At 69.0% G+C, this 26,100-nt stretch carries 34 protein-coding genes; 3 read left to right on the top strand and 31 right to left on the bottom strand.

All coding sequences use genetic code 11. The annotated features are described in order from the left end of the window. Positions 1–942: a class I SAM-dependent methyltransferase gene (locus tag MCHUDSM44219_RS17980; RefSeq protein ID WP_048419617.1), complete on the top strand. Its 942-nt coding sequence runs from the start codon at positions 1–3 to the stop codon at positions 940–942. On the opposite strand, the gene sppA is transcribed toward MCHUDSM44219_RS17980, so the two are convergent. The 27 genes from sppA to MCHUDSM44219_RS18115 form a co-directional block, all read right to left on the bottom strand. Further along, positions 908–2,704: a signal peptide peptidase SppA gene (sppA, locus tag MCHUDSM44219_RS17985; RefSeq protein ID WP_048419618.1), complete on the bottom strand. Its 1,797-nt coding sequence runs from the start codon at positions 2,702–2,704 to the stop codon at positions 908–910. The two genes, MCHUDSM44219_RS17980 and sppA, sit on opposite strands and share 35 nt — an antisense overlap. 31 nt (positions 2,705–2,735) lie before the next feature. Beyond that, complete coding sequence (locus MCHUDSM44219_RS17990) at positions 2,736–3,080, bottom strand: DUF732 domain-containing protein (protein WP_048419619.1); 345 nt, start codon at positions 3,078–3,080, stop codon at positions 2,736–2,738. 116 nt (positions 3,081–3,196) lie between these two features. Further along, complete coding sequence (gene rplO, locus MCHUDSM44219_RS17995; RefSeq protein WP_048419620.1) at positions 3,197–3,640, bottom strand: 50S ribosomal protein L15; 444 nt, start codon at positions 3,638–3,640, stop codon at positions 3,197–3,199. 4 nt (positions 3,641–3,644) lie between these two features. Then, on the bottom strand, positions 3,645–3,824 hold the full coding sequence (gene rpmD / locus MCHUDSM44219_RS18000; protein WP_048419621.1) for a 50S ribosomal protein L30: 180 nt from the start codon (positions 3,822–3,824) through the stop codon (positions 3,645–3,647). A 5-nt stretch (positions 3,825–3,829) separates the two neighbouring features. Continuing rightward, positions 3,830–4,492: a 30S ribosomal protein S5 gene (gene rpsE / locus MCHUDSM44219_RS18005; protein WP_048419655.1), complete on the bottom strand. Its 663-nt coding sequence runs from the start codon at positions 4,490–4,492 to the stop codon at positions 3,830–3,832. 25 nt (positions 4,493–4,517) lie between these two features. Then, complete coding sequence (rplR, locus tag MCHUDSM44219_RS18010; RefSeq protein ID WP_048419622.1) at positions 4,518–4,925, bottom strand: 50S ribosomal protein L18; 408 nt, start codon at positions 4,923–4,925, stop codon at positions 4,518–4,520. A gap of 3 nt (positions 4,926–4,928) precedes the next feature. Then, on the bottom strand, positions 4,929–5,468 hold the full coding sequence (rplF, locus tag MCHUDSM44219_RS18015; protein ID WP_043405801.1) for a 50S ribosomal protein L6: 540 nt from the start codon (positions 5,466–5,468) through the stop codon (positions 4,929–4,931). A gap of 14 nt (positions 5,469–5,482) precedes the next feature. Further along, on the bottom strand, positions 5,483–5,881 hold the full coding sequence (rpsH, locus tag MCHUDSM44219_RS18020; protein WP_048419623.1) for a 30S ribosomal protein S8: 399 nt from the start codon (positions 5,879–5,881) through the stop codon (positions 5,483–5,485). A 76-nt stretch (positions 5,882–5,957) separates the two neighbouring features. Next, positions 5,958–6,143, bottom strand: coding sequence for a type Z 30S ribosomal protein S14 (locus MCHUDSM44219_RS18025; protein WP_011778599.1), 186 nt, complete (start codon positions 6,141–6,143; stop codon positions 5,958–5,960). A gap of 3 nt (positions 6,144–6,146) precedes the next feature. Next, positions 6,147–6,710 carry a 50S ribosomal protein L5 gene (gene rplE / locus MCHUDSM44219_RS18030; RefSeq protein ID WP_048419624.1) on the bottom strand — a complete coding sequence of 188 codons (564 nt, stop codon included), beginning with the start codon at positions 6,708–6,710 and terminating at the stop codon, positions 6,147–6,149. A gap of 1 nt (position 6,711) precedes the next feature. Next, entirely contained in the window at positions 6,712–7,029 is a 318-nt protein-coding gene (gene rplX / locus MCHUDSM44219_RS18035; RefSeq protein WP_048419625.1) for a 50S ribosomal protein L24, read from the bottom strand. Continuing rightward, positions 7,030–7,398 carry a 50S ribosomal protein L14 gene (gene rplN, locus MCHUDSM44219_RS18040; protein ID WP_003883432.1) on the bottom strand — a complete coding sequence of 123 codons (369 nt, stop codon included), beginning with the start codon at positions 7,396–7,398 and terminating at the stop codon, positions 7,030–7,032. It abuts the gene before it with no gap. A gap of 191 nt (positions 7,399–7,589) precedes the next feature. Further along, entirely contained in the window at positions 7,590–8,453 is an 864-nt protein-coding gene (locus MCHUDSM44219_RS18045; protein ID WP_048419626.1) for a formylglycine-generating enzyme family protein, read from the bottom strand. A 5-nt stretch (positions 8,454–8,458) separates the two neighbouring features. Beyond that, positions 8,459–9,133: a hypothetical protein gene (locus tag MCHUDSM44219_RS18050; RefSeq protein ID WP_053081294.1), complete on the bottom strand. Its 675-nt coding sequence runs from the start codon at positions 9,131–9,133 to the stop codon at positions 8,459–8,461. 1 nt (position 9,134) lies between these two features. Continuing rightward, on the bottom strand, positions 9,135–11,486 hold the full coding sequence (locus MCHUDSM44219_RS18055) for an arylsulfatase (protein WP_048419627.1): 2,352 nt from the start codon (positions 11,484–11,486) through the stop codon (positions 9,135–9,137). A 100-nt stretch (positions 11,487–11,586) separates the two neighbouring features. Beyond that, on the bottom strand, positions 11,587–11,886 hold the full coding sequence (gene rpsQ / locus MCHUDSM44219_RS18060) for a 30S ribosomal protein S17 (protein ID WP_048419628.1): 300 nt from the start codon (positions 11,884–11,886) through the stop codon (positions 11,587–11,589). Continuing rightward, the gene (gene rpmC / locus MCHUDSM44219_RS18065; protein WP_048419629.1) at positions 11,886–12,119 is read right to left on the bottom strand and encodes a 50S ribosomal protein L29; all 234 of its coding nucleotides are present in this window, start codon (positions 12,117–12,119) and stop codon (positions 11,886–11,888) included. Before rpmC ends, rpsQ begins: the two co-directional genes overlap by 1 nt. After that, on the bottom strand, positions 12,119–12,535 hold the full coding sequence (rplP, locus tag MCHUDSM44219_RS18070; protein WP_048419630.1) for a 50S ribosomal protein L16: 417 nt from the start codon (positions 12,533–12,535) through the stop codon (positions 12,119–12,121). Before rplP ends, rpmC begins: the two co-directional genes overlap by 1 nt. A gap of 2 nt (positions 12,536–12,537) precedes the next feature. After that, the gene (gene rpsC, locus MCHUDSM44219_RS18075) at positions 12,538–13,395 is read right to left on the bottom strand and encodes a 30S ribosomal protein S3 (protein ID WP_048419631.1); all 858 of its coding nucleotides are present in this window, start codon (positions 13,393–13,395) and stop codon (positions 12,538–12,540) included. Continuing rightward, positions 13,395–13,847, bottom strand: a complete 453-nt coding sequence (gene rplV, locus MCHUDSM44219_RS18080) for a 50S ribosomal protein L22 (RefSeq protein WP_048419632.1) — start codon at positions 13,845–13,847, stop codon at positions 13,395–13,397. The genes rpsC and rplV overlap by 1 nt, the downstream gene beginning before the upstream one ends. Continuing rightward, positions 13,847–14,128 (bottom strand): 30S ribosomal protein S19, encoded by a 282-nt coding sequence (rpsS, locus tag MCHUDSM44219_RS18085; RefSeq protein ID WP_011739061.1) that lies wholly within the window; start codon positions 14,126–14,128, stop codon positions 13,847–13,849. The genes rplV and rpsS overlap by 1 nt, the downstream gene beginning before the upstream one ends. An 11-nt stretch (positions 14,129–14,139) precedes the next feature. Next, the gene (rplB, locus tag MCHUDSM44219_RS18090; protein ID WP_043405766.1) at positions 14,140–14,976 is read right to left on the bottom strand and encodes a 50S ribosomal protein L2; all 837 of its coding nucleotides are present in this window, start codon (positions 14,974–14,976) and stop codon (positions 14,140–14,142) included. A 23-nt stretch (positions 14,977–14,999) separates the two neighbouring features. After that, positions 15,000–15,302 (bottom strand): 50S ribosomal protein L23, encoded by a 303-nt coding sequence (rplW, locus tag MCHUDSM44219_RS18095; RefSeq protein WP_048419633.1) that lies wholly within the window; start codon positions 15,300–15,302, stop codon positions 15,000–15,002. Continuing rightward, a complete protein-coding gene (gene rplD, locus MCHUDSM44219_RS18100; RefSeq protein WP_048419634.1) occupies positions 15,302–15,952 on the bottom strand; it encodes a 50S ribosomal protein L4 in 651 nt (216 codons plus the stop codon). The genes rplW and rplD overlap by 1 nt, the downstream gene beginning before the upstream one ends. Then, positions 15,949–16,605 carry a 50S ribosomal protein L3 gene (gene rplC, locus MCHUDSM44219_RS18105; protein WP_048419635.1) on the bottom strand — a complete coding sequence of 219 codons (657 nt, stop codon included), beginning with the start codon at positions 16,603–16,605 and terminating at the stop codon, positions 15,949–15,951. The genes rplD and rplC overlap by 4 nt, the downstream gene beginning before the upstream one ends. 15 nt (positions 16,606–16,620) lie before the next feature. Next, positions 16,621–16,926, bottom strand: coding sequence for a 30S ribosomal protein S10 (gene rpsJ / locus MCHUDSM44219_RS18110; protein WP_003883485.1), 306 nt, complete (start codon positions 16,924–16,926; stop codon positions 16,621–16,623). 345 nt (positions 16,927–17,271) lie between these two features. Next, positions 17,272–18,858 (bottom strand): carboxylesterase/lipase family protein, encoded by a 1,587-nt coding sequence (locus MCHUDSM44219_RS18115; RefSeq protein ID WP_048419636.1) that lies wholly within the window; start codon positions 18,856–18,858, stop codon positions 17,272–17,274. Between the two features lie 104 nt (positions 18,859–18,962). Between MCHUDSM44219_RS18115 and MCHUDSM44219_RS18120 the strand changes: the two genes are divergently transcribed. After that, entirely contained in the window at positions 18,963–20,213 is a 1,251-nt protein-coding gene (locus tag MCHUDSM44219_RS18120) for a cytochrome P450 (RefSeq protein ID WP_048419637.1), read from the top strand. Here MCHUDSM44219_RS18120 and MCHUDSM44219_RS18125 read toward each other — a convergent pair. Beyond that, positions 20,179–20,805 (bottom strand): TetR/AcrR family transcriptional regulator, encoded by a 627-nt coding sequence (locus tag MCHUDSM44219_RS18125; RefSeq protein WP_048419657.1) that lies wholly within the window; start codon positions 20,803–20,805, stop codon positions 20,179–20,181. The two genes, MCHUDSM44219_RS18120 and MCHUDSM44219_RS18125, sit on opposite strands and share 35 nt — an antisense overlap. A 90-nt stretch (positions 20,806–20,895) precedes the next feature. Here MCHUDSM44219_RS18125 and MCHUDSM44219_RS18130 point away from each other — a divergent pair, with 90 nt between their 5' ends. Then, the gene (locus tag MCHUDSM44219_RS18130) at positions 20,896–22,452 is read left to right on the top strand and encodes an MFS transporter (RefSeq protein ID WP_048419638.1); all 1,557 of its coding nucleotides are present in this window, start codon (positions 20,896–20,898) and stop codon (positions 22,450–22,452) included. Here MCHUDSM44219_RS18130 and mftG read toward each other — a convergent pair. From mftG to mftE, 3 genes are read right to left on the bottom strand one after another with little or no spacing between them, the layout of a single operon-like run. Continuing rightward, entirely contained in the window at positions 22,442–23,866 is a 1,425-nt protein-coding gene (gene mftG / locus MCHUDSM44219_RS18135; RefSeq protein WP_048419639.1) for a mycofactocin dehydrogenase MftG, read from the bottom strand. The genes MCHUDSM44219_RS18130 and mftG overlap by 11 nt on opposite strands. A gap of 6 nt (positions 23,867–23,872) precedes the next feature. After that, positions 23,873–25,288: a mycofactocin biosynthesis glycosyltransferase MftF gene (mftF, locus tag MCHUDSM44219_RS18140; RefSeq protein WP_048419640.1), complete on the bottom strand. Its 1,416-nt coding sequence runs from the start codon at positions 25,286–25,288 to the stop codon at positions 23,873–23,875. Beyond that, positions 25,285–26,028 carry a mycofactocin biosynthesis peptidyl-dipeptidase MftE gene (mftE, locus tag MCHUDSM44219_RS18145; protein ID WP_048419641.1) on the bottom strand — a complete coding sequence of 248 codons (744 nt, stop codon included), beginning with the start codon at positions 26,026–26,028 and terminating at the stop codon, positions 25,285–25,287. Before mftE ends, mftF begins: the two co-directional genes overlap by 4 nt. Positions 26,029–26,100 lie beyond the last annotated feature (72 nt).

Consider the following 26,100-nt stretch of genomic DNA (forward strand, 5'->3'; position numbering starts at 1 on the left):
ATGGCACGCAGCAGCGATGATTCGTGGGATCTGGCGTCCAGCGTCGGCACGACGGCGACGATGGTCGCCGCGGGCCGGGCGATGGCGAGCGCGGCTCCCGGCGCCCTGATCGACGATCCGTTCGCCGCGCCCCTGGTGCGGGCGGTCGGCGTCGAGTTCTTCACCATGATGATCGACGGCGAACTCGACCTGTCGGTGTTCGGCGACGCCTCTCCCGAGCGGGCCGAGGCGATGGTCAACGGAATGGCGGTGCGCACCAGGTTCTTCGACGACTGCGCGCTGGCGTCGACGGCCGCGGGCGCACGGCAGGTGGTGATCCTGGCCTCGGGTCTGGACGCCCGTGCCTACCGTCTTCCGTGGCCGGACGGTGTTTGCGTGTTCGAACTCGACCAGCCCGAGGTGATCTCGTTCAAGACCTCCACGCTGGCCGCGCTCGGCGCGCAGCCCACCGCGACGCGCTGCGCGATCCCGATCGATCTGCGCGACGACTGGCCGGCAGCGTTGCGCGACAACGGTTTCGACCCGACAGCCCGCACCGCATGGCTGGCCGAGGGACTGCTGATCTACCTGCCGCCCGAGGCACAGGATCAGTTGTTCGATCGGATCACCGCGCTGTCGGCGCCCGGATCCACGATCGCCACCGAGTGGGCGCCGGGCATCGTCGACCTCGACGCCGAGAAGGCGCGGGCCATGTCGGCGCCGCTGCGCGACCACGGCCTGGACATCGACATGCCCTCGCTGGTCTACACCGGGCAGCGCACCCCGGTGATGGACTATCTGCGGTCGGTCGGCTGGCAGGTCAGTGGCACGCCGCGCGACGAACTGTTCGCCCGTTTCGGGCTGCCCGCGCCCGGCGATGCCGCGCCGGACGGCCCTCTCGGTGAGATCGTCTACGTGAGCGCCGAACTCAGTACCGGGACGCCCCCAGCCACAGCACGTTGACGCCGGTGAGCGAACGCCGGGACTGATCGACCACGTCGGTCAGCGAGCGAACGGCCAACGCGCTCACCATCTCCGAGACCGATGCGGCGGCAGGCTGCGACGACGCCTTGGGCCGCAACATGTCCCGCAGCGACGAGCCGGGCAGGTGAGCGATGTGCACCTTGGTGTCCTCGTCGATCCCCGCGAGCGCCTTGGCCCGGGTGATGGCGGTGCGGAGCCCGCCGAGCTCGTCGACCAGACCGCGCTCGAGCGCGTCGGCGCCCGTCCACACCCGGCCGCGGGCCACCTGGTCGACCGCCTCGGCGGTCATCCGGCGACCGTCGGCGACCCGGTGGACGAAGTCGGTGTAGAACAGGTCGGCCTCGGCCTCCACGTGCGCCTGCTGCTCCTCGGTGAACGGCGCGTTGACCGACCACGCATCGGCGTTGGCGTTGGTGCGCACGGTTCCTGAGCCGACGCCGAGCCTGTCCTTGAGGTCACGGGCGACGAGCTTGCCCGTCACGACACCGATCGACCCGGTGATGGTGCCCGGATTGGCCACGATGGCGTCGGCGGCCATCGACACGTAATAACCGCCGGAGGCTGCGACGGCGCCCATCGACGCCACCACCGGCGTGCCGCGCTCGCGCAGCCGCACCACCTCCCGCCAGATCGTCTCCGATCCGGTGACCGAGCCGCCGGGGCTGTCGACGCGCAGCACCACCGCGGCCACATCGTCATCGGCGCCGGCCTGCCGCAGCGCCGCGGCGATCGTGTCACCGCCGGCGCTGGCGCCGCCGAACGGCGACACCGGCCGGCCCCGGCCGCTCACGATGGGCCCCGCCAACGTGACGACGGCGATCGTCTGCTTGCCCTTGCGGCCCGGCAGCGTCGGGGTCGGCATCGATGGCCGGCTGGTCCGCGCGTACCGGGACAGGAAGAGCCGCGGCGGTGCGTCGTCGCCGTCGGCGTCCCCGTCCGCCGCGGCGCCCGTCATGTCCGCGATCCGCGCATAGGCCTCGTCGCGGAAGCCGATCCGGTCGACCAGTCCCGCGGTCACCGCGTCCTCGCGCAGCAGGGGCGCACGGTCGGCGAGCCCGTCGATCGCGGTGGGATCGATCTTCCGTGCCGCCGCCACCGCCTCCCACACCTGGGCGCGCAGGCTGTTCACCAGCGCCGTGTCGGCCTCGCGGTGCGCCTCGGTGTAGCCGTCCTGGGTGAACAGGTTCGCCGCGGACTTGTACTCGCCGCGGGCGGTGAACTGAGCTTCGACGCCGAGCTTGTCGAGGGCGTCGCGCAGGAACAGCGCGCTGGTGGCGAAGCCGACCAGCCCGACCGTGCCCGACGGCTGCATCCACACCTCGCCGAACGCCGAGGCGAGGTAGTACGACAGCGTGCCGGGGTAGGTCTCGGCCCAGGCCAGCGACGGCTTGCGTTCGGTGAACGCGGCGATCGCCGCGCGCAGTTCCTGCACCGGTCCCGGCGGGGCGGCGTCGAGCTGGACCCGCGCGATCAACCCGGCGACCCGGGGATCCTCGGCGGCCCGGTGGATGGCGGCGATGGTCTCACGCAGCAGCAGCGGGCGGCTGGCTCCGAGGATCCCGGAGACCACGGCGACCGGGTCGAAACCGGCGGTCTCCGGGGGCATCTGCTGCAGATCGATCTCGAGGATGCAGCCGGCGGGCACCCCTTGGTGGCGGGCGGTGTCGACCTTGCGGGCCAGCTCGCGGAAGTCATCCGGGCCGGGCAGGAATCCGGGCACGCCGGAGAGCACAGAGATCATGGCACCGAGCGTACCGACGCCCGGGTGGGGGTCAGCGCCCGACGAAACGCGCGTGCTGCGGACAGTAGGCCTGCACCGACGCCTTGAGCAGTCCGCCGGCCTGCGCGCGATCCAGGCCCCGGCTCGTCAACGTGGTGAGCACGCCGCGCACGGCGGGCACCGGGTTGACGGAGTTGCTCGACAGCGATGTGGTCAGCATCTCGCACACCTGCTTGCCGACCTGCGGAAGATCGGTGTCCGGCGCGAAGGGGATGTTCATCTTGCCGACGGTGTCGGTGAACCACTGATCGGCCGTCTGCGCCTGCGCCGGTGCTGCCATACCGAGGGCGATCCCGGTGGCGACAATCGCCGTGACAACGGTGCGCCGGTGATTCATCGAGACTGCTCCTTGTTCTCCCCCGTCGGGTGGGTCATCGCCCGGGACGGCTCCGACGTTACCGGCCACCAACCAAAAACCCCCGCCGGAGCGGGGGTTCTCAGCTGTGGAACGACTTACAGTTCGGTGGCGGTGCCACCCGCGGCGGTGATCGCCTCGCGGGCGCTGCCGCTGAACTTGTGCGCGGTGACGTCGACCTTGGCCGACAGCTTGCCGTCGCCCAGAACCTTCACCAGAACGTTCTTGCGCACCAGGCCCTTGGCCACCAGCTCGTCGACGCCCACGGTGCCGCCCTCGGGGAACGCCTTGCCGAGGTCGCCGATGTTGACGACGCCGTACTCGGTGCGGAACCGGTTGCGGAAGCCCTTGAGCTTGGGCAGCCGCATGTGGATCGGCATCTGGCCGCCCTCGAAGCCCACCGGGACGTTCTTGCGGGCGCCGGTGCCCTTGGTGCCGCGACCGGCGGTCTTGCCCTTGGAGCCCTCACCGCGACCCACGCGGGTCTTGGCGGTCTTCTCGCCGGGAGCCGGCTTGAGATCGTGCAGCTTGATGGGTGCCATGTCGCTATACCTCCTCGACCGTGACGAGGTGGTGCACGGTCTTGATCAATCCGCGGGTCTGCGAGTTGTCCTCGCGCACCACGGACTGGCGGATCTTGCGCAACCCGAGCGTGCGCAGGGTCTCGCGCTGCTTCCAGCGCGCACCGATGGTGCTGCGCACCTGGGTGATCTTGAGCTCTGCCATGTTCCTTACGCCGTTCCCTCACGCGCGGCGCCGGCGGCCAGGGCCTCAGCCTCACGACGGGCCTTGAGCATGCCGGCGGGCGCTACATCTTCGATCGGCAGACCGCGGCGGGCCGCGACCTCTTCGGGGCGCTGCAACAGCTTCAGCGCGGCGACGGTGGCGTGCACCACGTTGATCGCGTTGTCACTGCCCAGCGACTTGGCCAGCACGTCGTGCACGCCGGCGCACTCCAGCACCGCGCGGCACGCGCCACCGGCGATGACACCGGTACCGGGGCTGGCCGGGCGCAGCATGACCACACCGGCCGCGGCCTCACCCTGGACCGGGTGGGTCACGGTGCCGCCGATCAGCGGAACCCGGAAGAAGTTCTTGCGTGCTTCCTCGACGCCCTTGGCGATCGCGGCGGGCACCTCTTTGGCCTTGCCGTAGCCGACGCCGACCATGCCCTTACCGTCGCCGACGATCACCAGCGCGGTGAAGCTGAACCGGCGGCCGCCCTTGACGACCTTGGAGACGCGGTTGATCGCGACGACGCGCTCCAGGTACTGGCTCTTCTCGCGGTCGTCGCGTCCGCCCCGGCCGCCGCGGTCGTCACGGCGGCCCCGGCCACCGTCACGGCCACCGCCGCGATTGTCCTGCGCCGAACCGGCGCCAGCCTGCTCGGCCATCATGCAGTCCTCTCGTTGACAGTCATCAGAACTTCAGCCCACTCTCGCGTGCCGCGTCGGCCAGGGCCGCGATCCGTCCGCCGTAGGTGTACCCACCGCGGTCGAACACGACCTCGTCGATGCCGGCGGCCTTGGCGCGCTCGGCGATCAGCTGACCCACCCGCGCGCTGGCGGCTTTCTTGTCGCCCTCCACGGCCCGCACGTCGGCCTCGATCGAGGACGCCGCGGCGAGTGTCACGCCCTCCAGGTCGTCGACCAGCTGCACGTGGATGTGCCGCGCGGAGCGGTTGACCACCAGGCGCGGACGCTCGGCCGTACCGGAGACCTTCTTGCGCAGGCGCGCATGCCGGCGCAGCCGCGAGGTACGCCGCGTCTCGGAGATGTTCTTGCCGACCGGGGTGTGCCCGGCGTTCTCTTTGGTGTTCGTGGCCATTTGCTACTTACCCGTCTTTCCGACCTTGCGACGGATCTGCTCGCCTTCGTAGCGGATTCCCTTGCCCTTGTAGGGATCGCTCTTCCGCAGGCGGCGGATGTTGGCCGCAATCTGGCCGACCTTTTGCTTGTCGATACCGGAGATCGAGAACTTGGTGGGCGTCTCGACCGCGAAGGTGACGCCCTCCGGAGCGGTGATCAGCACCGGGTGGCTGTAGCCGAGCGCGAACTCGAGGTCGTTGCCCTTGGCCACCACGCGGTAGCCGACGCCGAAGATCTCCATCTTGGTGGTGTAGCCCTGGGTCACACCGTCGACCAGGTTGGCGATCAGTGTGCGGGACAGCCCGTGCAGCGAGCGGTTGCGCCGTTCGTCGTTGGGGCGGGTCACCACGATGGCGCCGTCGTCGTCGCGCGAGACCTCGATCGGCTCGGCGACATCGAGGGTCAGCGTGCCCTTGGGGCCTTTGACGGCCACATTGCGTCCGTCGATCGTGACATCGACCCCGGCAGGAACCGGGACCGGCTGCTTTCCAATGCGAGACATGTCTTATCTACCCCTCACCACACGTACGCGAGGACTTCGCCGCCGACACCCTCGCGGGAAGCCTGGCGGTCGGTCCTCAAGCCGGACGACGTAGAAATGATCGCCACGCCCAGCCCGCCGAGAACGCGGGGCAGGTTGGTGGACTTCGCGTACACCCGCAGACCGGGCTTGCTCACGCGGCGCAGGCCGGCGATGCTTCGCTCCCGGCTGGGGCCGTACTTGAGCTGCACGACGAGGGACTTGCCGACGCGGGCGTCCTCGGTGCGGTAGTCGGTGATGTAACCCTCCGACTTCAGGATCTCGGCGATGTTGGCCTTGATCTTGCTGTGGGGCAGGGTCACTTCGTCGTGGTACGCCGAGTTGGCGTTGCGCAGACGTGTCAAGAAGTCTGCGATCGGATCCGTCATGGTCATGACAGCCGGTTCACCTTTCTCGCGGCGGTTCCCCGAACGGGGCCTGCCGCAACTGTTTTAGTAGTGGTTGGCTGGCTTACCAGCTGGACTTCTGCACGCCGGGCAGCTCGCCGGCGTGCGCCATTTCGCGAAGGCAGATGCGGCACAGGCCGAACTTGCGGAACACCGCGTGCGGCCGGCCGCAGCGGTTGCAGCGCGTGTAGCCCCGCACCTTGAACTTCGGCTTCTTGTTGGCCTTGTTGACCAGAGCCTTCTTTGCCATTGCTCAGTTCTCCTTGAACGGAAAGCCCAGCGCCCGCAACAGCGCTCGTCCTTCGTCGTCGTTGGTCGCCGTGGTGACGACGGTGATGTCCATGCCGCGCGGACGGTCGATGCTGTCCACGTCGATCTCGTGGAACACCGACTGCTCCGTCAGCCCGAAGGTGTAGTTGCCGGTGCCGTCGAACTGCTTGCCGTTCAGACCGCGGAAGTCGCGGATACGGGGCAGCGAGATCGAGATCAGGCGATCCAGGAACTCCCACATCCGGTCGCCGCGGAGCGTCACGCGGGCGCCGATCGGCATGCCCTCGCGGAGCTTGAACTGCGCGATCGACTTACGGGCCCGGCGGATCTCGGGCTTCTGGCCGGTGATCAGGGCGAGGTCGTTGACCGCACCGTTGATCAGCTTCGCGTCACGGGCGGCGTCGCCGACTCCCATGTTGACGACGACCTTGACCACACCCGGGATCTGCATCACGTTGGCGTAGCCGAACTCCTTCTGCAGGGCGTCGCGGATCTCTTCGCGGTAGCGCTGCTTCAGGCGAGGCAGGGTCTTCTCAGCAGTCGTCATCTCAGATGTCCTTGCCGTTGGTCTTGGCGATGCGGACCTTCTTGCCGGTCTCGTCATCGATGCGGTACGTGACGCGGGTCGGCTTGCCGTCGGAATCGAGCAGCATCACGTTGGACACCGCGATCGCCGCTTCCTGCGTGACGATGCCGCCCGAGGACGCGCCGCGCTCGTTGGCCGACTGTGCGGTGTGCTTCTTGATCCGGTTCACGCCCTCGACGAGGACCTTGTTGCGCTCGGGGTAGGCCACCAGGACCTTGCCCTTGGCGCCCTTGTCCTTACCGGAGATGACGAGCACCGTGTCGCCCTTACGGACCTTCATCTACAACACCTCCGGGGCGAGCGAGACGATCTTCATGAAGCGCTTCTCGCGCAGTTCGCGACCGACCGGCCCGAAGATGCGCGTACCGCGCGGGTCGTTGTCGGCCTTGATGATGACGGCGGCGTTCTCGTCGAACTTGATGTAGCTGCCGTCGGCGCGACGGCGCTCCTTGACGGTGCGCACGACGACGGCCTTGACGACGTCGCCGCGCTTGACGTTGCCGCCGGGGATGGCGTCCTTGACGGTGGCCACGATGACATCACCGATGCCCGCGTAGCGCCGCGACGAGCCACCGAGAACGCGGATGCACAAGATCTCCTTGGCGCCCGTGTTGTCGGCGACCTTCAGCCGCGATTCCTGCTGAATCACTCGATCTCCTCGACCTGGGTTTTCGTATGCACGCAGGATTACCGACCCTGACGTGCGCGGTCTTTGTTCCCTAAGAGCACGCAGGGTTTTCTCTGACATGCGAGATCCAGAGATAACCGAGGTCTGCCCTAGGCAACCCCTACATACTAGGTGAGCTCGGCGAATGCGCCAAATCGCTGGTCAGGGCGGGCTCAGAGCGCGCAGCGGAAGCCGATGTGCGTGGTCGCGCTGTCCTGTGACTGGGGCGACCGGGCGGCCGGCCGGTAGCGGTGGCAGTACTCCGGCGCGCACAGGTGCGACCCGCCTTTGAGCACCTGACTCACCGCGGGGTCGGGTCCGGACGGTCCGCAGCACGACTCGGTGTCGCCGGCGAGCGCGTGATGGCCGGCGAAGCGGGTGGTGGTCCATTCCCACACGTTGCCGATCATGTCGACCAAGCCGTAGCCGTTGGGCGGGAACGTCCCGACCGGCGAGGTGCCGGCCCAGCCGGTGTTGCGGTACGGGAAGGCGCCCTGCCAGGTGTTGGCCATCACCTGCCCGCCCGGGGCCGTGTCGTCGCCCCACGGATACGTCGTCGTCGCACCTCCGCGCGCGGCGAACTCCCACTCCGCCTCGGTGGGCAGCCGCCGGCCCGCCCACCGGGCGTAGGCCAGTGCGTCGGTGTAACAGACCTGCACCACCGGGTGGTCGGCCTTGTCCTCGACCGAGCTGTCCGGCCCGTAGGGGTGCCGCCAGTCCGCGCCGGGCACCCATTCCCACCACTGCCGCCAGTCCCGCAGATCGACCGGTCCGCGGGTGGGCCGGAACACCAGTGCGCCGGCCACGAGGTCGGCCGGTGCAGCCCCGGGAAACTGCGCCGGGTCGGGCGGGATCTCGGCGACCGTGCGGTACCCGGTGTCGGCGACGAACGCCGCGAACTGGGTGTTGGTGACGGGGTGCCGTTCGATCGCGAACGGCGCGACGGTGACCGTGTGCACCGGCGCCTCCTCGGGATAGAACTGGGTCGATCCCATCCGGTACCGGCCGCCGTCGAGGTCGACGAGGTCGGTCAGCATGCTGCTCAGGGTAGGCCGATCCGCAGTCCCTGCGTCAGCACCGCCGCGGCGTCGTCGAAGCCGGCGGTATCGGTCGGCGCCTCGACGTACACCGCGATCAGGTAGCCGGGCACGTGCACGATGCGGGCCTGGTACACCACATTCTCCGGCGTCGTCCCGCCCAGCATGCCCATCAGCTTCTGTCCGCTGAACCCGCAGGTCTCGGCCGGAAGCAGGCTCAGCGTGCTCATTTCGGTCTTGGCGGTCAGGTCGTCGGCGTAGCCGCGGAACGCGGCGGCGGCATCGAGCGGGGTCGCGGTGATCGTGACCGTGGCCGACATGTTCTCGGGTCCGGTCAGCGTCGCGCCGTCCGGAGACGGTGTGGTGGTCCACTCTTGGGGCGCTCCGACCACCACGGTGGGCGCCGCCGGGTCGTCGATGCGCACGTCCACCGGGACGGCCGGCGGAGCCGCTGGTGCGCAGTCCTCGTCGGTGGGTGACGCTCCCGGCGTCGGGACCACGCCGGGCACGTCGTCGGCCGGGGCGACCGGCGGTGCGGCCGACGCCGTGGTGGTCGAAGATGTTGCGGGCGTGCTGGATTGACCGCTCTGCGCGGTGGCCGCACCGTCGCTGCTGCGGGTGCAGGCCGGCGCGAGCATCACGGTGCACACCAGCAGAGCGGGCAGGATGCCGCGAATCACGTCAGTCCCTGGCGAAGGCGCGGGCGAAGTCGCGTTCGAGGTCGGCGTACGGCGTACCGGAGACGTCGATCTTCACCTGGGCGATGCTGCCGCCGGTGAACGGGAACGGCGCCGCGAACGCCCGCGAGACCGGCGAGCCGTTGTTGACCCCGACGCTCAGGCTCGCACTGGCCAGGCCGAAAGTGCCCGGGTGCACGCGCATCCCGCCGTAGTCGGCCACCGGAGTTTCGTCGACGTAGAGCGCGGCGTCACCGATCGGGGTGTGACTGCCCTCCGCGGTCCCCGTGAGCGTGAACGCGAAGCCCAGCGTGTGCAGGCCGGCGGTGAGGGGCTCCGACGCCGCCAGCGTCTGCTCCTGTTCGCCGAGGAAGTTGTAACAGAAATGCAGCCGGTTCCCCTGCACGTACATCACGTAACCACCGTGCGCACCACCATGTTTGACGATGACACCCTCGGCACCGTCCGCGTCGACGGCGACCTCGGCGAGGACGGCGAACGACCGGCCGCGCAGTTCCACCACGGCGCCGATGCCCACGTCGGCGGTGCCGGGATAGTAGACGTAGGACGAGCGTTCCCCGGCGAGGTACGGCCGCCACCGCGACATCGTCTCGATGATGTTCAGATCACCCAGCGGGAGTCCGTTGTACTTGCCTGCTTCGGCGAACCACAGATCGATCAGTTCGGCGAGCTTCTCGGGGTGTTCGCCGGCCAGATCGTGACACTGGCTGCGGTCGGACTCGATGTGGAACAGTTCCCAGCGGTCGTCGTCGAAATGCGACCAGCCCGCCGGCGACGCGGCGTGCACCGCACTGGCGAACCAGCCCTTGTGCCAGATGCCGCGGGTGCCCAGCATCGTGTAGAACTGCGTCTCCTTGCCGGTGGGCGCATGCGGATTCTCCAGCGCCACCTTGAAACTCACGCCGTCCAACGGCTTCTGCGCCACCCCGCGCACGGTCGCGGGCGGGGTGATGTCCAGCAGGTCGTACACCGTCGGCGTGATGTCGGCGACGTTGACGTAGTTGTCCCGCACCTCGCCGTGAGCGCTGATCCCGTTGGGCCAGGAGATGATTGCGGTGTCGGCGATACCGCCTTCGTGGGAGGCGTAGCGCTTGAAAAGTTTGTACGGAGTGTTGAACGCCATCGCCCAGCCGATCGGGTAATGGTTGTAGGTCTGCGGGCCGCCGAGATCATCGAAGTGCTTCAGGCTCTCCTCGACGGAATCGATGTAGCCGTTGAAGAACTTGACCTCGTTGACCGATCCGTTGGGTCCGCCCTCACCGCTGGCCCCGTTGTCGGAGATCACCACGATGATCGTGTTGTCGAGCTGGCCGGACTCCTCGAGATAGTCCAGTACACGGCCGATCTGGTCGTCGGTGTAGGACAGGAACCCGGCGAACACCTCGGCCATCCGGCTGAACAACCGCTTCTCGTCGTCGCCGAGCGAGTCCCAGGGGCGCACGGTGTCCTGCGGCGGCCACGGCTCCCCGTTGGGTCCGGAGACGTCGGAATACGGATTCACCGGCGAGAGTTCGGTGTCGGGCGGCACGATGCCGAGCCGCTTCTGGTTCTCCAGCACGATCTCGCGGTAACGCTCGTAGCCCATGTCGAAGACGCCGGCGTAGCGGTCGGCCCACTCGGCGAACACGTGGTGCGGCGCATGCCCGGCACCCGGGCACAGGTAGGTGAACCACGGCTTGTCCGGGGCGATGACCTTGGTGTCCCTGATGAATTCGATGGTCTTGTCGGCCAGGTCCTTGGACAGGTGATAACCCTGCTCGGGTGTCGCCGGCGGCGGCACGGGGTGGTTGTCGTAGACGAGTTCGGGATACCACTGATCGGTTTCGCCGCCCATGAACCCGTAGAACCGCTCGAAGCCGCGGCCCAGCGGCCAGTGCCGTTTGGTCGCCGCGAGATTCGACTCCTCCAGCGGGGTCAGATGCCACTTGCCGACGCAGTAGGTGTTGTATCCGTTCTCGGTGAGCACCTCTGACAGCAGCGCCGTGTCGAACGGAATCCGCCCGTTGGAGTTGGGGAAACCGTCCGTGAACTCCTCGATGGTCGCCATGCCCACGGTCGTGGCGTTGCGCCCGGTCAGCAGCGACGCGCGGGTCGGTGAACACAGCGCGGTGGTGTGGAACTGGGTGAGACGTATGCCGCGCTCGGCGATGCGGCTCATCGCCGGCATGTTCACCAGACCGCCGAAGCAGTCCCAGGTCGCGATCCCGATGTCGTCCCACACCAGATAGAGCACATTGGGCGCGTCGGGCTGGGCCACCGGCGCCGCGAACGGCCCCCAGTCCGGCTCGGAATCCCGGATGTCGAGCTCGATCTTGCCGTTGAACTCCGTGGTCATAGCGCCGGACAGTACACCCCGCGAACGCTGCGGACACGCAAAAACCCCCGCCGCCGGGTGGCGTGCGGGGGCTGTCGCGATCGTCGTCCGATCGGCGGTGCTACTTGGCTTTCTCGAGCACCTCGACCAGGCGCCAGCGCTTGGTGGCCGACAGCGGGCGGGTCTCCATCAGCGAAACGCGGTCGCCGACACCGGCGGCCTCGTTCTCGTCGTGGGCCTTGACCTTCGTCGTGGTCCGGATGATCTTGCCGTACAACGGATGCGACTTGCGGGACTCGAGCTCGACCACGATCGTCTTCTGCATCTTGTCCGACACGACGTAACCGATGGCCGTCTTGCGACGGCCGCGCGGCTGCTCGGTGCGCGGCGTGTGCTTGCCGTCTGCCTGCGTATCTGCCATTAGGAATCCTCACCTCCGGGTCCGGCGGCCAGACCCAACTCACGTTCGCGCAGCACGGTGTACACCCGTGCGATCTCCTGCCGGACGACCCGCAGCCGGCGGTTGTTGGCAAGCTGGCCCGTCGCCATCTGGAAGCGCAGGTTGAACAGCTCTTCCTTGGATTCGCGGAGCTTGTCGGTCAGTTCCTCGTCGGTGAGCTCACGGAGCTCTCCCGTCGAAACTCCTACTGCCATCAGAAGGTCTCCTCTCTGGTGACGATGCGAGCCTTGATCGGCAGCTTGTGGATGGCACGGGTCAGCGCGGCCCGTGCGGTCGCCTCGTCGGGGTAGCTCAGCTCGAACAGCACGCGGCCGGGCTTGACGTTGGCCACCCACCACTCCGGCGAGCCCTTACCCGAACCCATCCGGGTCTCGGCGGGCTTCTTGGTCAGCGGACGGTCCGGGAAGATGTTGATCCACACCTTGCCGCCACGCTTGATGTGCCGGTTGATGGCGATACGAGCGGACTCGATCTGCCGGTTGGTGATGTACGCGTGCTCCAGAGCCTGGATGCCGTAGTCACCGAAGCTCACCGTGGTGCCGCCGCTGGCGATGCCGCGCTGCCGGGGGTGGTGCTGCTTACGGTGCTTGACCTTGCGGGGAATCAACATGACTAGCTCTCCGTGTTCTCCGGGGCGGATGCGCCCGCGGCAGCCTCGGTGCCAATAGTGGCCTCGGCGACGGCGGGTGCTTCTGCTGGGCTCTCCGTGGCAGCTCGACCAGCGTCGGTGCTCGTCGCCGTGGTGCCCGACGCGCCGCTACGGCGCGGGCGGGTGCCCGACGGACGCTCGCGGCGGGGCCGATCGGCACCTGCCGGAGCCGCGGCGGTCAGCTCGCGCTTGCCGCCCACGATGTCGCCCTTATAGATCCACACCTTCACGCCGATCCGGCCGAAGGTGGTCTTGGCCTCGTACAGGCCGTAGTCGATGTCGGCGCGCAGCGTGTGCAGCGGCACCCGACCCTCACGGTAGAACTCCGAGCGGCTCATCTCGGCACCGCCGAGGCGGCCCGAGCACTGCACCCGGATGCCCTTGACGTTGGGCTGGCGCATCGCCGACTGGATCGCCTTGCGCATCGCACGGCGGAACGCCACGCGGTTGCTCAGCTGCTCGGCAACACCCTGGGCGACCAGCTGGGCCACCGACTCGGGGTTCTTGACCTCGAGGATGTTGAGCTGCACCTGCTTCTTGGTGAGCTTCTCCAGGTCGGCGCGGATGCGGTCGGCCTCGGTGCCGCGACGGCCGATCACGATGCCCGGACGCGCGGTGTGGATGTCCACCCGGACGCGATCGCGGGTGCGCTCGATCTCGACGTCGGCGATGCCGGCGCGCTCGAGGCCCGTGGCCAGCAGCTTGCGGATCGCCACATCTTCCTTGATGTAGTCGGCGTACTGCTTGTCGGCGAACCACCGGGACTTCCACTCGGTAGTGATGCCGAGCCGGAAGCCGTGCGGATTGATCTTCTGACCCACTACTCCGAGCCTCCCTTGTTGCTGGATGCCTTGCTGGCCTGCGCGCGACGTGCGCGCGCGGCAGACGCGGACGCACCCTGCTTGCCCGTGTTCCTGGGCGGCCGGCTCTCGACGATCACGGTGATGTGGCTGGTGCGCTTACGGATCCGGTATGCGCGACCCTGCGCACGGGGCCGGATCCGCTTGGCGGTCGGGCCCTCGTCGGCGTGGATGGTGGCGACCACGAGCGTGGACGGGTCCAGCCCCTCGTTGTTCTGCGCGTTGGCCGCAGCACTGGCGATCACCTTGGCGACCGGCTCGCTGGCGGCCTGCGGCGCCCAGCGGAGGATGTCGAGGGCTTCCTCGACGCTCTTGCCGCGGACCAGGTCGATGACGCGCCGGGCCTTGGTGGCCGACACGCGCACGAACCGTGCCTTCGCGGTCGCGAACGGATATTCAATCGCTGTAGTCATTACCGCCTCTTGGACTTCCGGTCGTCCTTGATGTGACCCTTGAAGGTGCGGGTGGGCGCGAACTCGCCCAGCTTGTGCCCGACCATCGACTCGGTGACGAACACCGGCACGTGCTTGCGACCGTCGTGGACGGCGAAGGTGTGGCCGATGAAGTCCGGGATGATGGTGGACCGGCGCGACCAGGTCTTGATGACCTGCTTGGTGTTCTTCTCGTTCTGTACGTCGACCTTCTTGAGCAGATGGTCGTCGACGAACGGGCCCTTCTTCAGGCTGCGTGGCATCGCTTTACTCCCTAGCGCTTCTTGCCGGTGCGCCGGCGACGGACGATGAGCTTGTCGCTCGCCTTGTTCGGCTTGCGGGTGCGGCCCTCGGGCTTGCCCCACGGGCTCACCGGATGGCGACCGCCGGAGGTCTTGCCCTCACCACCGCCGTGCGGGTGGTCGACCGGGTTCATCACGACACCACGGACGGTGGGGCGCTTGCCCTTCCACCGCATGCGGCCGGCCTTGCCCCAGTTGATGTTGGCCTGCTCGGCGTTGCCGACCTCGCCGACGGTGGCGCGGCAGCGCACGTCGACGCGGCGGATCTCACCGCTGGGCATACGCAGGGAGGCGTAGGTGCCCTCCTTGCCCAGCAGCTGGATGCTGACGCCGGCCGAGCGGGCCAGCTTCGCGCCGCCACCGGGCCGCAGCTCCACAGCGTGGATCACGGTGCCGGCAGGGATGTTGCGCAGCGGCAGGTTGTTGCCCGGCTTGATGTCGGCGTTGGCGCCCGACTCGACGACCGCACCCTGCTTGAGACCCTGCGGCGCGATGATGTAGCGCTTCTCGCCGTCCAGGTAGTGCAGCAGCGCGATGTTCGCGGTGCGGTTCGGGTCGTACTCGATGTGCGCGACCTTGGCGTCGACGCCGTCCTTGTCGTGGCGACGGAAGTCGATCACGCGGTAGGCGCGCTTGTGGCCGCCACCCTTGTGCCGAGTGGTGATGCGGCCGTGGGCGTTACGGCCACCCTTGCCGTGCAGCGGACGGACCAGCGACTTCTCCGGGTGGTCGCGAGTGATCTCGGCGAAGTCGGAGACGCTGGCACCGCGGCGACCGGGGGTCGTCGGCTTGTACTTGCGAATTGCCATGATTGTCTAGTTCTCCCTGCCGGCTACGCCGGCGCTCCGAACAGGTCGATGGGCTTGCTTCCCGCAGCCAGCGTCACGATGGCGCGCTTGGTGTCCTTGCGCTTGCCGAAGCCGGTGCGGGTGCGCTTGCGCTTGCCCTGCCGGTTGGCGGTGTTCACGGACGCGACCTTGACCTTGAAGATCTTCTCGACGGCGATCTTGATCTGCGTCTTGTTCGAGTCCGGGTGCACGACGAACGTGTACACGTTGTCCTCGATGAGCCCGTAGGACTTCTCAGAGATCACCGGGGCCAGGATGATGTCGCGGGGATCGGTCACGGTAGCCATCAGGCCGACACCTCGTCTTTCTTGGTCGCGCTCGCGATGTACGCGTTGAGCGCCTCGACGCTGAACACCACGTCGTCGGCCTTGAGCACGTCGTAGGTGTTCAACTGGTCCGGCGAGATCACATGCACGCCAGGCAGATTGCGCACGCTCAGCGCGCTGGTCTCGTCGGCGCGGCCGATGACCACCAGCACCTGCTTGCGATCGGTCAGCGTCGCCAGGAACGACTTGGCGCTCTTGGTCGACGGCTTCTGGCCCTCGACCAACTCGGTGACCGCGTGGATGCGCTCGTTGCGCGCCCGGTCCGACAGCGCACTGCGCAGCGCGGCGGCGATCATCTTCTTCGGGGTGCGCTGGCTGTAGTCGCGCGGCTGCGGGCCGTGCACGACGCCACCGCCGGTGAACTGCGGCGCACGCGTCGAACCCTGACGGGCGCGGCCGGTGCCCTTCTGGCGGTACGGCTTCTTGCCACCGCCGGAGACCTCGCCGCGCGTCTTGGTCGCGTGCGTGCCCTGGCGCTTGGCCGCGAGCTGCGCGGTCACCACCTGGTGCATCAGCGCGATGTTGGGCTCGACATCGAACAGCTCGGCGGGCAGCTCGACCGAGCCGTCCTTCTTGCCTGCCGGTGTCAGCACATCAATATTCACAGTCATGCCTTCTCGCCTCGCTTGATTGCGCTGCGGACAACCACCAGTCCACCGTTGCGCCCGGGGACGGCGCCCTTGATCAACAGCACGCCGTTCTCGGCGTCGACCTTGTGCACCTTCAGGTTCTGCGTGGTGACGCGGTCGCTACCCATCCGGCCCGACATGCGCGTGCCCTTGAACACGCGGCCCGGGGTGGCGCAGCCACCGATCGAGCCCGGCCGGCGGTGCACGGCCTGCGCGCCGTGGCTGGCGCCCTGGCCGCGGAAGCCGTGGCGCTTCATGGTGCCCGCGAAGCCCTTGCCCTTGCTGGTGCCGGTCACGTCGACGTACGCGCCGTCGGCGAAGATCTCGGCGGTCAGTTCCTGACCCACCTCGTACTCCGCGGCAGCGGCCTCGTCCTCGAGCCGGAGCTCGGCGAGGTGGCGGCGCGGATTGACACCGGCGGCGGCGAACTGCCCCGTCACCGGCTTGGTGACCTTGCGGGGGCTGATCTCGCCGTAGGCGAGCTGCACGGCGCTGTAGCCGTCACGCTCCGGGGTGCGGATGCGCGTCACGACGTTGGGCCCGGCCTTGACGACCGTCACCGGCACGACCTTGTTGTTCTCGTCGAACACCTGCGTCATGCCCAGCTTGGTGCCCAGAATGCCTTTTCTAGCCATGGTTTCTGGAATCTCCTACTGGATGTTGACGTCGACGCTGGCCGGCAGATCGATGCGCATCAGGGCGTCAACGGTCTTCGGCGTCGGGTCGAGAATGTCGATCAGCCGCTTGTGAGTGCGCATCTCGAAGTGCTCCCGCGAGTCCTTGTACTTGTGCGGGGAGCGGATGACGCAGTACACGTTCTTTTCGGTCGGCAGCGGCACCGGGCCGACCACACTCGCGCCCGTCCGGGTGACCGTCTCGACGATCTTGCGCGCAGAGGCATCGATCGCCTCATGGTCGTAGGCCTTGAGCCTGATGCGGATCTTTTGTCCCGCCACGCTTCTCCTACCTCACTACTAACGGGCCCTCGAAGGGCCTGGCTGTGCCGCCGCTGTTTACCTGTCTGTGGTTCACCGGCCCCCGCGGTCGGGTGTGTCGCCCGAGATCGAGGTGGGGACCGGATGCGCCCCGCGAGGGGCGCCAGTCGCATGCCCGGCCAGGCGAACCCGGCTCAAGGCAACCCGAACAGTATGCCTCAGATCCCGGCGTGCTCCAAATCCCTGGTGGAAGGCTCTTCGGCTGGTGCAGTCCGCGTCGTGGAGCACCACGCGTCCCACATAGTCACCTTTCGGTGGGGTTCACTCGCACTCTATGTACAGAACGTGAAGAGGTGGGGCCTGCGACTACTTCAGCCCCGCCCAGAACGCGCACTGATGCTCGTCGGCGAAGGAGTCGATCATCCGGCTGCCGTCGGGTTGCAGGGACATGACCTGGTTGCCGTCGCCGAACGCGTCCCACTGCGGCCGGCCGTCGATGTCGGGCGACGCCGACTTCACGAACGACGACCAGTAGTCGATCATCTCGTCGGAGAGTTTCTGCTGCGCCGGGTCCAGGGGCAGCGCTCCCCCGACGTCGAACAGGTACCGCAACTCCAGCGAGTGGCTGGCGCCGACCGGGAACGGCAGGGTGCGCAGCGGCTCGGGCGCCGGCGCGGCGCGGTCGTTGAACTCGTAGAAGTAGACGGGACCGCCGGTGATCGCACGCGCCAGCCGGTCGCCGATGCAGGAGAACACCCCGTCGGTGACGGCCGCGGAGTAGGCCAGCGGGACGCTCGGGTAGGCGGCCAGGGGATAGCGTTGCGCCACTGCCGGCGCGTTGCGGCCGAAGGCGTCGGCCAGCAGTCGCGGGTAGTCCTGCGGCGTGTAGCGGACTCCCTCGCGGACGTACTGCATGCCGACGAACAGCGTGAACTCGTCGCGGGTGGTGCCCATCAGCACCGGCACCTGCTGGGCGTCGGCACTGCCAATGGTGCTCATGGGGTCGCGGGGCAGCGCGGCCGTGCCGGTCACCGGGCCGGTGAGCTCGTCGTCGCCGATGTTGTAGAACCACGCCGGCTCGCGCAGCTTGTCGGCGGGCAGCGCGCGCAGACAGCGGGCAGCCTGGGCCGGATCGGCGCACCCGCGGCCGGCCGCGTAGGCCAGGGAGCGGTCCTGGGCGACCGGCAATGCGGCCTGGGCCTGGCACGGCCCGCTCTGGATGATCGCGGCGGAGAACAGGCCGCGGGAGCCGGGTGCGACGAGGTGGTCGCACACCGACATGCCGCCCGCGGACTCCCCCGCGACCGTGACGCGGCCGGGGTCGCCGCCGAACGCGGAGATGTTGTCGCGGACCCAGCGCAACGCCGCCTGCTGGTCGGCCAGGCCGTAGTTGCCGACCTGACCGGGCGCCCCGAGGGCCGGATGGGCCAGGAAGCCCAGCGCGCCGAGGCGGTAGTTGATGGTGACGACGACGATGTCGCCGCGCGCGGCCAGCCGCCGGGCGTCGTAGATCCTGCCGCTGCCGTTGACGAAGGCCCCGCCGTGGATCCACACCATCACCGGGCGTGGCTTCGCCGACGCGGCCGTCGGGGTCCACACGTTGAGACTGAGGCAGTCCTCGTCGGTCTGGCGGCCGAGTTCGATGTCCCCGCTGAGGCTCTGCATGCATCGCGGCCCGAACGTCGTCGCATCGCGCACGCCCGGCCACGGCGCGGCGGGCTGCGGATCGGCGAACCGGAGGGGCCCGACAGGCGGTGCGGCATAAGGGATTCCGGCGAACAGCCGATGATCCTGGGCGACCACGCCGCGCAGCGTCCCCGTCGTGATCTGCGCCAGCGCCGGGTCGGCCGGTGGCGGCGGGGGCGACTCACCACGTCCACCGGCGCATCCGGCGACCAGTGCGACGGCGAACCAGACGCACAGCACCCGGCGAAGAACCGTTGCGGGCGTCACGAGATCCGAGCTTAGCCGTGTCGCCGAAGTGCTTCCGCTACGTGGCGCCCGTCACATAAGATGGTGGGAGTTGACACGCGTCAAGTACCTCGGAGGAGAACTTCATGACCCCACGCACGATGGACGACGCCGCCAAAGTCCTGGCCGACCCCACGGCATATGCCGACGACGCCCGACTGCACGCAGCACTCGCCCATCTGCGGGCCAACGAGCCCGTCGCGTGGGTGGACAACCCGCCGTACCGTCCGTTCTGGGCGATCACCAAGCACGCCGACATCATGGCCATCGAACGGGCCAACGACCTGTTCCTGTCCGAGCCGCGCCCGCTGCTGGCGACGGCGGCCGCCGACGACTACATGGCCGCCCAGATGGAGGCCGGCATGGGCATCCGCACGCTGATCCACATGGACGATCCGCACCACCGCAAGGTGCGCGCGATCGGCGCCGACTGGTTCCGCCCGAAAGCGATGCGGGACTTGAAGATTCGCGTCGACGAACTGGCCAAGCGCTACGTCGACCGGATGCGGGACATCGGCCCCGAGTGCGACTTCGTCACCGACATCGCGGTGCAGTTCCCCCTCTACGTGATCATGTCGCTGCTGGGGCTGCCCGAGGAGGACTACGGGCGCATGCACTCGCTGACCCAGGAGATGTTCGGCGGCGACGACGACGAGTACAAGCGCGGGGTCAGCCCGGAAGACCAGATGGCGGTGCTGCTGGACTTCTTCGCCTATTTCGCCAAGCTGACCGCGTCGCGCCGGGAGAACCCGACCGACGATCTGGCCTCGGCGATCGCCAACGGCAAGATCGACGGTGAGCCGATGTCGGACATCGACACCGCGTCGTACTACGTGATCGTCGCCAGCGCCGGCCATGACACCACCAAGGACGCGATCTCCGGCGGCCTGCTCGCGCTGATCGAGAACCAGGACGAGCTGGCCCGGCTGCGCGACAACCTCGACCTGATGCCGACCGCGGTCGAGGAGATGATCCGCTGGACCACCCCGGTCAAGGAGTTCATGCGCACCGCGGCCGAGGACACCACGGTGCGCGGGGTGCCCATCGCCAAAGGCGAGAACGTCTACCTGGCGTACGTGTCAGGCAACCGCGACGAGGAGATCTTCGACGAACCGTTCCGCTTCGACATCGCCCGTGACCCCAACCGGCATGTGTCGTTCGGTTACGGCGTGCACTTCTGCCTCGGCGCGGCGCTGGCCCGGATGGAGATGAACAGCCTCTTCACCGAGTTGGTGCCGCGGCTCGAGTCGATCGAGCTGGCCGGCGAACCCGAGCTGGCCGCCACCACGTTCGTCGGCGGTCTCAAGCACCTGCCGATCCGCTACTCGCTGCGCTGACCGCCAGGAAGCCGTCGACCGCGGCGACCGCCACGGCGCGGTAGTCGAAGTCGATCAGCGTGCTGAGCCTGCCGAACGCAAGCGGGCCGATCAGCAGAGCGAACGCAGTGGCCCGGTCCACCGCCCCGAGTTCCGCGACAGCCTCGGGGCTGTCGAAGATCGCGTCGAAGGGCGCCGAGTATTGTTCGGCGATCCGCTCCCGCAGCGACCGGACCTGCGCGCCGCCCTGACCCGCGGACGGCACCGCCGCGATGTCCGGGCCGAGCGACAGCCACGCCATCGCGGTCAGTGTCGTCGGCACCTCGGCGATGGACGTGGCCCATTCGCCGACGATCGCGATGAGCCGCTCGCGCAGGGTGCCCGACTCCGGCGGCATCGGCGGCGGCGGAATCAGGCTCATGAACGCCGCTGCCACAAGATCATTCGCGCTCGGGAAGTGGCGGTAGAGGGTGGCGCGCGCGACGTTGGCCTGCCGGGTGACCGCGTCGATGGTCACCGCGCCGGGGCCGCCGGCCCTCAGCAGCGCCGTTGCCGCGTCGAGCAGACGGGCGCGGGACCGGGCCGGCCTCGGGTCGCCACTGGCGGCCGTCATGGTTTCCTCCACCTCCACAGCGGGAAGAACAAGACTATCGGTCTCCCAACGAGACTGTTAGTCTCGAAAGTCTCCGGCGAGAGAGAGCCCATGGCCGACACCCTCACGCAGTCAGATCAGGATATCGACGCCGAGATCGCCCGCCTGTCACCACGCGCACGTCGCTGGCTGCTGGCGGTCGCGAGCGTCGACGTGCTGATGGTCATCTCGTCGATGGTCGCCCTCAACGCGGCCCTGCCCGACATCGCGGTCCAGACGTCGGCGACGCAGAGCCAACTCACCTGGATCGTGGACGGCTACACGCTGGCGCTGGCCTGCCTGTTGCTGCCCGCCGGCGCGCTCGGGGACCGCTACGGCCGGCGCGGGGCGCTGCTGGTGGGGCTCGCGATCTTCGCGCTGGCCTCGGCGGCTCCGATCCTGCTGAACAGTCCGACCCAGCTGATCGCCGCCCGCGCCGTGGCGGGCGTCGGCGCGGCGTTCATCATGCCGGCGACCCTGTCCCTGCTCACGGCCGCGTTCGGCAAGGCCGAGCGCAACAAGGCCGTCGGTATCTGGGCCGGGGTCGCCGGATCGGGGGCGATCTTCGGTTTCCTCGGTACCGGCGTTCTGCTGCAGCACTTTTCGTGGCAGTCGATCTTCGTCGCGTTCGCCGCCGCGGCGCTGGTGATGTTCGCGCTCACCTGCACCATCGGCAGTTCACGCGACCAGACGCGCACCCCCATCGATTGGCTGGGCGCCGCACTGATCGGCACCGGGATCGCGGTGTTCGTGCTCGGGGTCGTGGAGGCGCCCGCCCGCGGCTGGACCGATCCCCTGGTGCTGGGCACCCTGGCCGGCGGCGTGGTGCTGACCGTCCTGTTCACCATCGTGCAGCTGCGGCGCCGCCACCCGCTGCTCGACGTGCGGCTGTTCCGTCGGCCGGATTTCGCCACCGGCGCCGTCGGGATCACGTTCCTGTTCATCGCCAACTTCGGCTTCTTCTTCATCGAGATGCAGTTCATGCAGCTGGTGATGGGCTACACCGCGCTGCAGACCGCGTTCGCGCTGTCCCCGCTGGCGGTCCCGGTGCTGATCCTCGGCGCCACCATGCACCTCTACCTCCCGAAGGTGGGCCTGCGGCTGTCGGTCACCGTCGGCCTGCTGCTGATGGCCGTCGGACTGTTCTGCATGCGTTTCCTCGAGGTGGACGCCACGTTCCTCGATCTGATGTGGCCGATGCTGATCATCGCCGCCGGCATCGGATTGTGCACGGCCCCAACGACATCGGCGATCATGAACGCGGTGCCCGACGAGAAGCAGGGCGTCGCGTCGGCGGTCAACGACGCGACGCGGGAGGTCGGCGCCGCGGTCGGGATCGCCGTGGCGGGCTCGATTCTCGCCGCGTCCTACCGCAATTCGCTGACGCCGCAGGTCGCCGGCTTCGGCGAGCAGATCCGCCACACCGCCACCGATTCGCTGGCCTCGGCGCTCGCACTGGCCGAGCACCTGGGCCCGCAGGGCGGACCTCTGGCCGAGGTCGCGCGGGCGGCCTTCTTGCACGCCACCGATCAGGCGCTGCTGGTGCTGTCGATCCTGCTGGTCGTCGGCGCCGTGTTCGTCGCCGCCTGGGCGCCGGGCCGCGACGGCAGACAGCTGTTCAGGCGATGAACTCCGCAGCCCGGTGCGCGGCCATCACGATCGTGGCATGCGGGCCGCGGCTGGGGATCGCCGGCAGCACCGACCCGTCGACCACCCACAGCCCCTCCACGCCGCGCACCCGGCACCGGGTGTCCACGACGGCGCTCGCGTCGGTGTCCAGACCCATCCGTGCGCTGCCACACAGATGCTGCGATGTCGCCCAGGAGGGCTCTGATTGCACTGTGTCACCGGCGATTTCGTGGGCGATGGCGGTGCCGTCGCGCAGCAGGCGGACGTCGGCGGGCGCGCTGTCGTAGCGCTGCTCGATCACCGGGTCGCGGTCGGGATCGTCCGACGCGAGCGTGATCCGCCCTCGCGAAGCCGGCCGCATCAACGTCACCCCGAGGTGGGGCTGATCGGTCGGGTCGTCGCGACGGCCCGTGGTCATCGCGCCGAAGCCCGCCGTGTACGGCCGGATCTCCACCCCGTCGGCAGTGGTGAGCACGGCCTCCAGCGGCGGGACCCCATGGGTGGCCGGCCAGCTGACGGGGAGCACCCACTCCGGGTGGTCGACCGTGTCGACCCCCACCGGCAGATCGACCGCGACCGGCACCCCGGCGGCGCGCAGCACGGCGGCGGGGCCGATGCCCGACAGCATCAGCAGATGCGCCGAGCCGATGGCCCCGGCGCACAGCACCACCCGATCGGCGCGCAGCGTGGCGAGCCCATCCGGTCCCACGACGTCCGCCCCGACCGCCCGGCGGCCGTCGAACCGGATCCGACCCACGCGGGTGTCGGTGAGCACCGTGAGGTTGGGCCGGTGCATCGCCGGTTCGAGGAACGCCCCACCGGGTCCGACCCGCGTGCCGCGGTCGATGTTCAGCGGCACCGCCCCGACCCCCGGCGGCACCGTCCGCTGCCGGGTCGAGCCGTTCAGGTCCTCGACCCACGCAAAGCCCGCTTCCCGGGCCGAGCGGACGAACGCCGCTGTACAGCCGTCGAATTCGGCAACCCGGCGCACCGTGATGGGTCCCGCCGTACCGTGCGGCTCTCCCTCGAAGTCGAGGTCGCGCTCGATGGCCTTGAAGTGCGGCAACACGTCGGCCCAGGCCCACCCCGGCAAGGCCCACCCGTCGATGTCGGCGGGCAGCGCCCGGCAGAAGTATCCGCCGTTGATCGCCCCGGATCCGCCGACGACCGCGCCGCGCATGATCTGCACCGAGCGGCGGGGATCCTCGGTGAGGACGGCGGTGTAGCGCCGCGCGACCGCGCTCGCCTGCCCCAGCGGCAGCCGCAGTCCGTCGGTGATCTGGTCGCGGACGCGCGGATCGGTGGGCGCGGGTCCCGATTCGACGACGATGACGTGGCAGCGCTCGTCGACGGAGAGCCGCTCCGCCAGGACGGATCCGGCGCTGCCGGCGCCGATGATCAGGACGTCAGCCAACGGGCCTCAGGTTCGGATCTGCGGCTTGAGCGCCCCGGCGTGGCGCTCCCGCACCACCCCGGTCCACAGCCCGAGTCCGTAGGCGATGTCGTCGAGACGCTTGAGCAGCAGGTAGGTGAGCACCCCGACCCGCTTGGTGTCGTCGTCGGCGCTGCCGTGGCTGCGGGTGGCCCAGTCGAACACCCCGTCGAGGACCGCGGCCACCAGCACCACCTGGCGGCACCGTCGTGAGAGCACCGCCGCGATCAGCGCCACCGGCCAGTAGTGCCGACAGATCGCCGACGCCAGCTGCAGCGCCGCCGACCACAGCCCCTGCGCGGCGACGACGGCGACCTCCAGGGGCTCGGTCTGCACGCTGGACAGCGACTTGGCGATCCGCCGGCCGGTGATCGCAGCGACCGCCGCCGACGCCAGATACCCGAAGCACGAGCCCAGCGCGACCAGCATCCAGACCACCAGCGTCCACCCCGAGATCACCAGCGGGGCGGTCTTGCCGGGATGGCGGATGGACAGCGGGGCTGCCGAACCCCCGTAGAAAGACTTGCGCGCGAACCATTTTCGGAGTTCGGTGCGATGGTCGTGGGCGACCAGCGCGATCGGCTCGTAGCGCAGCCGGGCACCGGCTTCGTTGAGCCGCCAGCACAGGTCGACGTCCTCCCCGGAGGTCAGGGTCTCGTCGAAGCCGCCGACCTCGATCAGCGCACTGCGCCGGCAGATGATGGCGGCGCTGGGCACGTAGGACACGGTGCCGAACGGCACCACCGGCGCCTCCCGGAGCCCGAGGTCCAGCGACGAGCGGACGGCCTCGTAGCGGGCCACCACACTGTCGGAGGGATGCAGCGCGACGATCCGCGGCGCGGCGAGCGCGACGGCCGGATCACAGAAGTGGCCCAGCAACGCCTCGAGCCAGCCCCGGCGCGGCACGACGTCGGAGTCCAGGAACGCCACGAAGTCGGTGTCGCAGGCCGCCAGTCCGGCATTGCGCGCGGCGGCAGGGCCTCTGCTGCGCTCCAGCCGCAGGATCTTCAGGTCGCAGTGCACGTCCTGGAAGTCGGTGTCGCTGACCGGTGTCGCCGAGCCGTCGTCGACGACCACCACCCGCAGCCCGCGCAGCGCAGTGAGCAGCCGGGTGAGCCCAGTTGGGTTGTCCCGCACCGGGATCACGACCGTGACGTCACGGTGCGACGGCCCGCTCAACGGCCGCGGGTGGGCGACGGTGGCATCGAGCAGGGTGCGGGCCAGCTGTGCGCTGACCGCGTCGTGCACCTCGAGCCTGCCGCCGGTGAGCATCGTCTGCGCGGCCGGCGCCAGCCGCAGCAGGCGCGTCGGCGAACCGCCGAGCAGCGCGGCACCCTCCCCGAGGACGCGCACGCGTCGATCCACCTGGACGGCGAAGCCGTCGGGCAGGCGCGGCCCGCTCACCTCAACATCCCCTCGCGGTCAGGTGCCCACCGAGTGACGCGGCCCAGACACGCGTCGAGCATCTCAGCAAAGATCCTGCCCCCTTCTTCCGCCGTCGCCGTCGTGGGGTCCCCCAGGATCCCCAGCGAACTGACGGCGGCGACTCCCCCGCGGCGCAATTGTGGCATCAAGTCCGTCAGCGGCAAAAGGTTACCGGCCACCAGGAGGTCATCGCGCACGACGTGCGGCGAAATATGTAGCAATACAGAAGTTTCGGTGTGGCCCGCGTGCGCGTCGGCCTGCGCAGCGACGCAGGAGCACCAGCCCGCGTCGCGCCCCTCGTACCGCAGCAGCGTCACGGCCCGGCGCAGCGCCTCCACGTTGCCGCCGTGGCCGTTGACGAACACCACCCGCGACGCCCACCGGCACGCCGATCGCGCGAACTCGACGAGCAGTTCCGCCAGTGCCGGTGTGCCGATCGAGACGGTTCCGGCGAATCCCTCGTGCTCACCACTGGCGCCGTAACCGATTGCCGGAGCAACCATCCACGGGTCGGACGTCCGCTCATGCAGCAGCGCCACGAGCGCATCGGCCACGGCGGTCGCGATGCGAGTGTCGGTGTCCAGCGGCAGATGAGGTCCGTGCTGCTCGGTGGAACCAACCGGGACGACCAGCGCGGGCGACGAATTCTGCAGCTGCCTCGACGTTGAGTTCCCGAGCTCGCGGGGAAAAGCCACGCGAGCATGGTAGGCCGAATTCACCTGGTGTGCGCCAGTTGTTGGCGCATGCGTGGCCGTTGATTTCCCGCAGTTCGTCACACCGGCGGACGACGG

The sequence above is a fragment of the Mycolicibacterium chubuense genome (assembly GCF_001044255.1).
In the GTDB taxonomy this organism is placed as follows: Bacteria; Actinomycetota; Actinomycetes; order Mycobacteriales; family Mycobacteriaceae; genus Mycobacterium; species Mycobacterium chubuense.